We start from the raw sequence: 8016 nt of genomic DNA, 5'->3' as shown, positions 1-8016 counted from the left end.
GAGGACAGCGATTTCTCCTGTGGCGGAGCCACCGGTGAAATCGATCCCGCAGCGAGGGAACCGCTGAGGTTCCGCCACCTGCCCCGCTCCGCAACAGGAGTGGAGCGGCATCTGGTCAGGTGGACAGGGTGTCGACCAGGTCTCCGACCTCGTGGTGCGGCAGGGCCTTGGCGACGTCGCCGAGCGAGACCATGCCGACGAGCCGCTGCCCGTCGATCACCGGCACCCGGCGCACTTGGTGGTCCTTCATCGTGGCGAGCACCTCCTCCGCGGAGTCGTCGGCGCCCGCGGTGATCGCCTCGGCCTGGTTCAGGTCCCCGGCGGGGAAGGTCCCGGCGTCGCGGCCCTTGCCGACCACCTTGACGACCAGGTCCCGGTCGGTGATCACTCCCTTGATCTTCTCGTCCGGGCCGCAGATGGGCAGCGCCCCGACGCCGAGGTCGGTCATCTTGCGCGCCGCGTCCGCGGCGGTCTGATCGGTGTTCACGCATTCGGCGCTCGCGGTCATGATCTCCCGTGCGGTCGTCATGGTGCTGCGCCTCCTCCCGTTCGGAAATCGCGATCAGCCCCCGGCTACCCGGCGAGCTCCGCGCGCAATCATCCGATCGTGGAACCGTCGGCCGGGCCTGGGGTTTCTCCTAATCTTTCCCGGGTAGGAATGGTCGCGACCCGGCCTGCCGCGCCAGCGGATCGCCGGCAGCACCGCCGTGAGGAGATCCCGATGGCGCCCTCCGCCGGAACGGGCTTGCTGCGCAAGCCGGACACGACCCTGCCGCACCGGTTGGCGCGCGCGGCGCGCGCCGAGCGGGACGCGCTGCACTCCACCGAGGAGCTGTTGGCCTGGGTGCGGGAGCGCGGCGCCGCACAGCTGCACGACGTGCGGCGGATCCCGTTCGCGGAGCTGGACAAGTGGCGCTTCGACGACGCCACCGGCGACCTCGGGCACACCAGCGGCAAGTTCTTCAGCGTGCAGGGGTTGCGCGTGTCCAGCGACCACGGCCCGGTGCGCTCCTGGACGCAGCCGATCATCAACCAGCCGGAGATCGGCATCCTCGGCATCCTGCTGCGCGAGATCGACGGGGTGCTGCACTGCCTGATGCAGGCGAAGACCGAACCCGGCAACGTGAACGGGGTGCAGCTGTCCCCCACCGTGCAGGCCACCCGCAGCAACTACACGCGGGTGCACGAGGGCGGCGCGGTGCCGTACCTGGAGCACTTCCGCGACGCCGCGGGTCAGCAGGTGCTCAGCGACGTGCTGCAGTCCGAGCAGGGCTCGTGGTTCTTCCGCAAGCGCAACCGGAACATGCTGGTGGAGGTGCGCGAACCGGTCGCGGAGCACGAGGACTTCCGCTGGGTGACGATCGGCCAGCTGCACCGGCTGCTGGCGGTGGACGACCTGGTGAACATGGACGCCCGCACCGTGCTGTCCTGCCTCCCCGGCGGGTTCGAGGGGTCCGAAGTGGACGGTTCGGACCTGGCGGGCGCGCTGGCGCGGTCCCGGGATCCGCGCTCGGGCACCTTGCACACCACCGCAGAGGTGCGCAGCTGGATCACCTCCCGGCAGGCCGAGCACCAGGTCCGGGCCTCGCTGATCCCGCTGCACGCGGTGCGCGGCTGGCGGCGCACCGACGCGGAGATCCGGCACGAGCTCGGCACCTTCTTCACCGTGCTGGCCGTGGACGTGCGCAGCAACAGCCGCGAGGTCGGCGGCTGGACCCAGCCGCTGCTGCACCCGCACGGAACCGGGGTGGTGGCGCTGCTGGTGAAGCGCGTCGACGGGGTGCTGCACGCGCTGCTGAACGCCCGCGTCGAACCCGGCTACCTGGACGTGGTGGAGCTGGCGCCGACCGTGCAGTGCACCCCCGAGAACTACGCCGGTCTCGGCGTCGACTACCGGCCGCCGCACCTGGACGTGGTGCTGGGCAGGCGGCCCGAGCAGGTGCTGTTCGACACCGAGCTGTCCGAGGAGGGCGGCCGGTTCTACCAGGCCCGCAACCGGTACCAGATCATCGAGGTGGACGCGGACTTCCCCGACTCGGACCTGCCGGACTTCCGGTGGCTGGCGCTGCACCAGCTGACCGGGCTGCTGGAGCACAGCCACTACGTGAACGTGCAGGCCCGCAGCCTCATCGCCTGCCTGCGGGGCCTGCGGTGAGCCGGCGGGTCCGGCTCGGCGTGCTGGGCTGCTCGGCGAACGCGCGGCGCCGCGCGCTGCCCGCCGCCGCCGAGATCCCCGAGCTGGAGATCACCGCGGTCGCCAGCAGGGACGCGGCGAAGGCCGCCGAGTTCGCGGACCGCTTCGGCGGCACCGCCGCCACCGGCTACGCGGCGCTGCTGGACGATCCCGAGGTCGACGCCGTCTACCTGTCGCTGCCGACCGCGCTGCACCACGAGTGGACGCGGCGAGCGCTGCGCGCCGGGAAGCACGTGCTGTGCGAGAAACCGCTCACCGACCGCGCCGACCGCACCCGGGAGCTGACCGCGCTGGCGCGGGAGCGGAACCTGGTGCTGCGGGAGAACTTCGCGTTCCTGCACCACCCGCAGCACCGGACCGTCGCCGATCTCGTCGCGGACGGGCGGATCGGGGCGCTGCGCACGTTCACCGCGACCTTCGGCATCCCGCCGCTGCCGGATTCCGACATCCGCTACGACGCGGCGCTCGGCGGTGGCGCGCTGCTCGACGTCGGGGTCTACCCGATCCGGGCGGCGCAGCTGCTGCTCGGTCCGGGCCTGGCGCTGTCCGGGGCGGTGCTGCGCGTCGACGAGCGGCGCGGCGTGGACCTCGCCGGGCACGCGCTGCTGGTGTCGCCGGACGGCGTGTTCGCCGACCTGGAGTTCGGCTTCCAGCACGGTTACCGGTCCCGCTACGGGCTGTGGGGCGCGACGGGCGCGCTGGGCCTGGACCGCGCGTTCACCCCGCCCGCCGAGCACCGGCCGCTGCTGCGCGTCGACGAGCAGGACCACGCCGAGGAGTTCGTGCTCGCCGCCGCGCACCAGTTCCGCGACTCGATCGCCGCGTTCGCCCGCGCCGTGCTGGACCGCGCGCCGGACGAACCGGCGTGGCTGGACGCGGCCGAGGAGACCGCGCGGCTGGTGGAGCAGGTGCGGGCCGCCGCGGTGCGGGTGCCCGCCTGATGGAGGTCGTCGGCAGCGGTTTCCTCGCCCGGCACTGCACCGCGCGGCTCGGCGCGGCGCACCCGGAGGTGGTGCTGATCGCCGCCGGGGTGTCCACCACGTCCGCCGCGGACACCGCCGAATTCGACCGGGAGGCGGCGCTGGTCGGCGAGGTGCTGCGGCGCTGCCGGGCGGACGGGCGGACCGCGGTGTTCCTGTCCACGTCCTCGGCGGCGATCTACGGCTCCGACGGGACGCCGGGGCGCGAGGACGGCCCGGTGTTCCCGCTGAACGCCTACGGCAGGCACAAGCTGGCGCTGGAGCGCGTGTGCGAGCTCTCCGGCGCGCGGTTCCTGGTGCTGCGGCTGACCCACCTGGTCGGGGACGGGCAGCAACCGGCGCAGCTGCTGCCGTCGCTGGTGCGCGGCGTGCTGGACGGGGTGGTGACGGTGCATCCCGAGGCGCACCGCGACCTGCTGGACGTGCGGCACGTGCCGCCGGTGCTGGACGCGCTGTGCGCGGCGGGCGTGCGCGACGAGGTGGTGAACGTGGCCTCCGGGGTGCCGATCCCGGTGCCGGCCGTGGTGGCGGCGCTGCGGCGGCGGCTGGACGCCGACCCCGAGGTGCGGGCGCTGGCGCGCCCACCGCAGCTGACCCGGGTGGACCTGGCGAAGCTGCACCGGCTGGTGCCCGCGTTCGCCGAGCACGACTTCGGCCCCGGCTACCTGGACGACCTGCTGGACCGGTACCTGCACTCCTACCTACCGACGTCCACAGTGGACTTGCATTCCGGTTGATCGACGCCGATCCGGCGGAATTCGTGACGCAGGAACCCGCGCGGCGAGGCCGTGCCCTCTTCAGCGGCGACGCCGCTGAGCGGAGACCACGCACGCAGCCGGACCACCCGCGGTTTCTCAGCGCTTTCCTCGCGAGGGCGGCGTTGTCGCCTGTGGCGGAGCCACCGGTGCACTCGGTCCCGCAGCGAGGAAAGCGCTGAGGTTCCGCCACCCGCCCCCGAAGGGGCGGAACCTCAGCCCCCCGCGACGAGATCCCGAAGCGCGAAGACCGCTTCGGCCGGGGCAGGTAGTTCGTTCGCCGAGGAGGCCACGTCCGCAGCCGATTCGGTGAACGCCGGTTCGGTGAGCAGGCGGTGCAGCGCTCCGCCGATGCCCTCGGCGTCGGCCTCCCAGTTCGGGATGTCCAGCCCCGCCCCGGAACCGGTGATCCGCCGGGCCATCAACGTCTGGTCGAACCCGCACGGCAGCGCCAGCTGCGGCACCCCCGCCACCACCGAGGTCATCGTCGCTCCCCCGCCGCCGTAGTGCACCACCGCGTCGCACCCGGGCAGCACCAGGCTCAGCGGCAGGTCGGTCCGCACGTGCACCGACTCCGGCAGCGGCCCGCACTCGCGCGCGTCCGCGGGCGAGGCCAGCAGCAGCACCTCGCAACCCAGCCCGGTCGCGGCCGCCACCACCTGCGGCATCTTGTTCACCGTCGCGCCGAACGTGCGGGTCGCCGACCGGCCCCACACCACGCACACCCGCGGCCGGCCGTCGCGCGGCGGCACGTCCAGGGGCGCCGAGCCGGGACCGTTGTACGGGACGTAGCGGGACGGGATGCGGGGTTCGGGCCCGTTCGGGCGGAGCTGCGCCGGGCACGGGTCCAGCACGTGGTCCACGTGGTGGAAACCCATCTCGCCGACGCCGTAGCGGGCGAAGGCGCCGCTGGTGTCCACCGGCACCGCGGGTTCCGGTGCACCGCCGCCGACGGGGCTGTAGTCGTCGCCGGTGCCGACCGGTCCCCACAGCTGCAGGACGTCGGGAACCCCGGCCACCTTCGCGACCAGCGGGCCCTCCACGCTCATCAGGTCGTGCACGACCAGGTCGGGGCGCCAGTCCCGGGCGTAGGAGACGGCGGCGTCGGTGCTGCGGGTGGCGTGCTCCAGCAGCACAGGCCGCAGCTCCTCGTGCCAGGCGCCGAAGTCGAAGGACGCCAGGTCCAGCGGTTCGCCCGTCCGCGGGTGCAGCGGCGGCGCCGGGTACGGCCAGTTCCCCCGGTGCGCGCCGAGCAGGTTGATCAGCCGCGCGCCGAGCAGCAGGTCGAGCCCGCGCAACACCGGGACCGGGGTCAGACCCGCCCGCGAGACCGGGTCCACTTCGGACTCCGCGCACAGCACCCGCACGTCGTGGCCCGCGGCGCGCAGCGCCCAGCCCAGCGGGACCAGCGGGAAGTAGTGCCCCGGCCAGGCGGACACCGCGAACAGCACTCGCATGCGCGTTTCCCTTTCGCTCGACGGGCGCCGCCAAGCTACGTCCCGGCCCGGTGGGCGAATCCCTAGAGATGGCGCGGAATCCGGCCCGCCGGAACCCGGGGCGCGGCCTGTTCTAGTCGTCGCACGAGTGTTTCGGTGCTAGCCGTTGGCCCGGCGTGGGCCGGTACCGCATGCTCGGCTCGCGGATCCTGGGGAGACGCGAGCACGTCCCCCGGGGCACACGACGAACCAGTTGCGGGGGAGCCACGCATGACCGTGCTGCCAACGGCACCCGGCGAGCGGCCCGACCGCGGTGCCGTCGGCGCCGGGACTCCGATGATCGAGGCGATCGGCGTCGGCAAGTCCTTCGGCGCGGTGCCCGCGCTGGATTCGGTGACCTTGAGCGTGCCGCGCGGCTCGGTGCTCGGGCTGCTCGGGCACAACGGCGCGGGCAAGACGACGCTGGTGAACGTGCTGACCGCGATGCTGCCCGCGACGTCCGGGGTGGCCAGGGTCGCCGGCTTCGACGTCGCCGAGCAGCCGCGGGAGGTGCGCAAGCGCATCGGCCTCACCGGCCAGTTCGCCTCGGTGGACGAGCAGATGAGCGGCCGGGACAACCTCGTGATGCTGGCCCGGCTGCTCGGCGCCGACGGAGGCCGTGCCCGCGCGCGGGCCGCGGAACTGCTGGAGGCCTTCGACCTCACCGACGCCGCGGGTCGGCGCGCGGGCACCTACTCCGGCGGGATGCGGCGGCGCCTGGACCTGGCGGCCTGCCTCGTCGGCAACCCCGAAGTGATCTTCCTGGACGAGCCGACGACCGGACTGGACCCGTCGAGCCGGATGGCGATGTGGGACATCGTGGAACGCCTCGTCGCGGAGGGCACCACGGTGCTGCTGACCACCCAGTACCTCGACGAGGCGGACCGGCTCGCCGACACCATCACCGTGCTCTCCGCCGGAACCGTCGTCGCCTCCGGGTCGGCCGCGGAGCTCAAGGCGCAGGTCGGCACGCGCACCGTCACCGTCGTGCTCGGCCCCGGTTCCGCCGCGGAGACCGGCTGCGCGGCGCTGCGGCGTGCCGGTTTCGCCCCGTCGGTCGCGCAGGACGGCACCGCCATCGTCACGCCGATCGAGGAGTCCCGGGAGACGGCCGCGGTGGTCCGGGTGCTCGACGAAGCCGGGATCGAGGCGGCCGAGCTGGCCTTCGGCGAACCGACCTTGGACGACGTGTACCTGGCGCTCGCCCGGCACGCGCGCGACGCGCCCCCCTCCCCGACCGCTGTGGAGCGAGCATGACCACCACGATCACCGGCTGCGCACCGCCCCGCTGGAACGGCAGTTCCGCGGTCACCCAGGTGGTGGTGCTGACCGGCCGTTCGCTGCGCGCGTTCCTCACCGATCCCGGGCTGGTGCTGGTCGGGCTGATCCAGCCGGTGATGACGCTGTTCGTGTTCACCCAGATCTTCGGGAACCTGCCGCTGGCCGGCGGGCTGCCGCCCGGCACCGAGTACCTGGACTTCCTGATGCCCGCGGTGCTGGTGAACCACGTGGTGCAGACGTCCTCGCAGACCGGGGTCGGGCTGGTGGAGGACCTGCGCAACGGCATCGTGGCGCGGCTGCGGTCGCTGCCGATCATGCCGAGTTCGCTGCTGCTGGCGCGCAGCACCTCCGACTTCGTGCGCACCGCGGTGCAGCTGGTGATGATCTTGGCGCTGGCCGTCGGGCTGCTCGGCTACGCGCCGCGCGGCGGGTTCGTCGGCATGGTGCTGTCCGCGCTGCTGACGCTGGCCGTGGGCAGCGCGTTGAGCTGGGCGTTCCTCGCGATGGGCGCCTGCATGCGGCGCACCGAGCCGATGCAGAACATCAGCGTGCTGGTGATGGTGCCGCTGATGTTCATCTCCAGCGCGTTCGTGCCGATCGAGCAGCTGCCGGACTGGCTGGAGGTCGTGGCGCGGTTGAACCCGCTCACCTACGCGGTGGACGCCTCCCGCGCGGTGGCGCTGGACCTGGCCGACGGCGGGCAGCTGGTGGTGCCGTCGCTGCTGATCAGCGTCCTGGTCACCCTCGCCAGCGCCGCCATCGCGGTCCGCGGCTTCCGCCGCCCGCTCTGATCCGGGGGCCGGCGATCCGGCCCGACCGGGATCCCGGTTCGACGAGTCTCGGCACCGCATTCCCCGGCACGACGCCGGATTCCCGGGCACGGCACCGGACGATGCTGTGTCATACCAGCGGACGGCCACCGCCGATCTCCGGCTCCGAGCGGAAACGTCGCCGTCACGCTTCCGAATGCTCGTAGATCCGCCCTATGCAGGCCCCAAGACCCGCGCAGGCCAACCCCCGACTCCGCTCCGCCGGCACCCCTCGTGGCCACCAGAGCGCTCGACACCCGGCAGCTCTCCAGCAGCTCCCGCACCGAAGCGGCGTCCTCGCAGTGCAACCACCGAGGCACGGGAGAACAACCCCGCAGCGAAGCAACCGGGCCACCCGACAGCGGACCTCCCACCCCGATCTCGTCGTCTTCCTGTCAGCGGCGAAGCCGCTGAGCCGCCGACCACCCGATCAACAGGACCACCAGCGGGTTCTCAGCGTTCTCCTCGCGAGGACAGCGTTTTCTCCTGTGGCGGAGCCACCGGTGAAAACGATCCCGCAGC

7 protein-coding genes are annotated in these 8016 nt (G+C 73.0%); 5 read left to right on the top strand and 2 right to left on the bottom strand.

Going from position 1 to position 8016, the window contains the following annotated elements:
* Nucleotides 1-115 precede the first annotated feature (115 nt).
* Nucleotides 116-529, bottom strand: a complete 414-nt coding sequence (locus tag LCD31_RS27480) for a CBS domain-containing protein (protein ID WP_224962865.1) — start codon at nt 527-529, stop codon at nt 116-118.
* Between the two features lie 192 nt (nt 530-721).
* Between LCD31_RS27480 and LCD31_RS27475 the strand changes: the two genes are divergently transcribed.
* Genes LCD31_RS27475 through LCD31_RS27465 form a run of 3 tightly spaced genes read left to right on the top strand, consistent with a single transcriptional unit; the run spans nt 722 to nt 3911 of the window.
* Complete coding sequence (locus LCD31_RS27475) at nt 722-2155, top strand: NDP-hexose 2,3-dehydratase family protein (RefSeq protein WP_224962863.1); 1434 nt, start codon at nt 722-724, stop codon at nt 2153-2155.
* Nucleotides 2152-3135: a Gfo/Idh/MocA family protein gene (locus tag LCD31_RS27470; RefSeq protein WP_224962861.1), complete on the top strand. Its 984-nt coding sequence runs from the start codon at nt 2152-2154 to the stop codon at nt 3133-3135. The genes LCD31_RS27475 and LCD31_RS27470 overlap by 4 nt, the downstream gene beginning before the upstream one ends.
* Complete coding sequence (locus tag LCD31_RS27465; RefSeq protein WP_224962859.1) at nt 3135-3911, top strand: NAD(P)-dependent oxidoreductase; 777 nt, start codon at nt 3135-3137, stop codon at nt 3909-3911. Before LCD31_RS27470 ends, LCD31_RS27465 begins: the two co-directional genes overlap by 1 nt.
* Nucleotides 3912-4144: 233 nt before the next feature.
* Here the strand turns inward: LCD31_RS27465 and LCD31_RS27460 are convergent, their stop codons facing one another.
* Nucleotides 4145-5386 carry a nucleotide disphospho-sugar-binding domain-containing protein gene (locus tag LCD31_RS27460; RefSeq protein WP_224962857.1) on the bottom strand — a complete coding sequence of 414 codons (1242 nt, stop codon included), beginning with the start codon at nt 5384-5386 and terminating at the stop codon, nt 4145-4147.
* 249 nt (nt 5387-5635) lie between these two features.
* Between LCD31_RS27460 and LCD31_RS27455 the strand changes: the two genes are divergently transcribed.
* The gene (locus LCD31_RS27455; RefSeq protein WP_308011292.1) at nt 5636-6661 is read left to right on the top strand and encodes an ATP-binding cassette domain-containing protein; all 1026 of its coding nucleotides are present in this window, start codon (nt 5636-5638) and stop codon (nt 6659-6661) included.
* Nucleotides 6658-7476, top strand: coding sequence for an ABC transporter permease (locus tag LCD31_RS27450; protein ID WP_224962855.1), 819 nt, complete (start codon nt 6658-6660; stop codon nt 7474-7476). Before LCD31_RS27455 ends, LCD31_RS27450 begins: the two co-directional genes overlap by 4 nt.
* The last annotated feature ends 540 nt before the right edge of the window (nt 7477-8016 follow it).

This window comes from Saccharopolyspora sp. 6M (assembly GCF_020176775.1).
Lineage (GTDB): Bacteria > Actinomycetota > Actinomycetes > Mycobacteriales > Pseudonocardiaceae > Saccharopolyspora_C > Saccharopolyspora_C gregorii.
The sequence above is the reverse complement of the archived record's forward strand: the minus strand, read 5'-3'. Positions and strand labels throughout refer to the sequence as shown.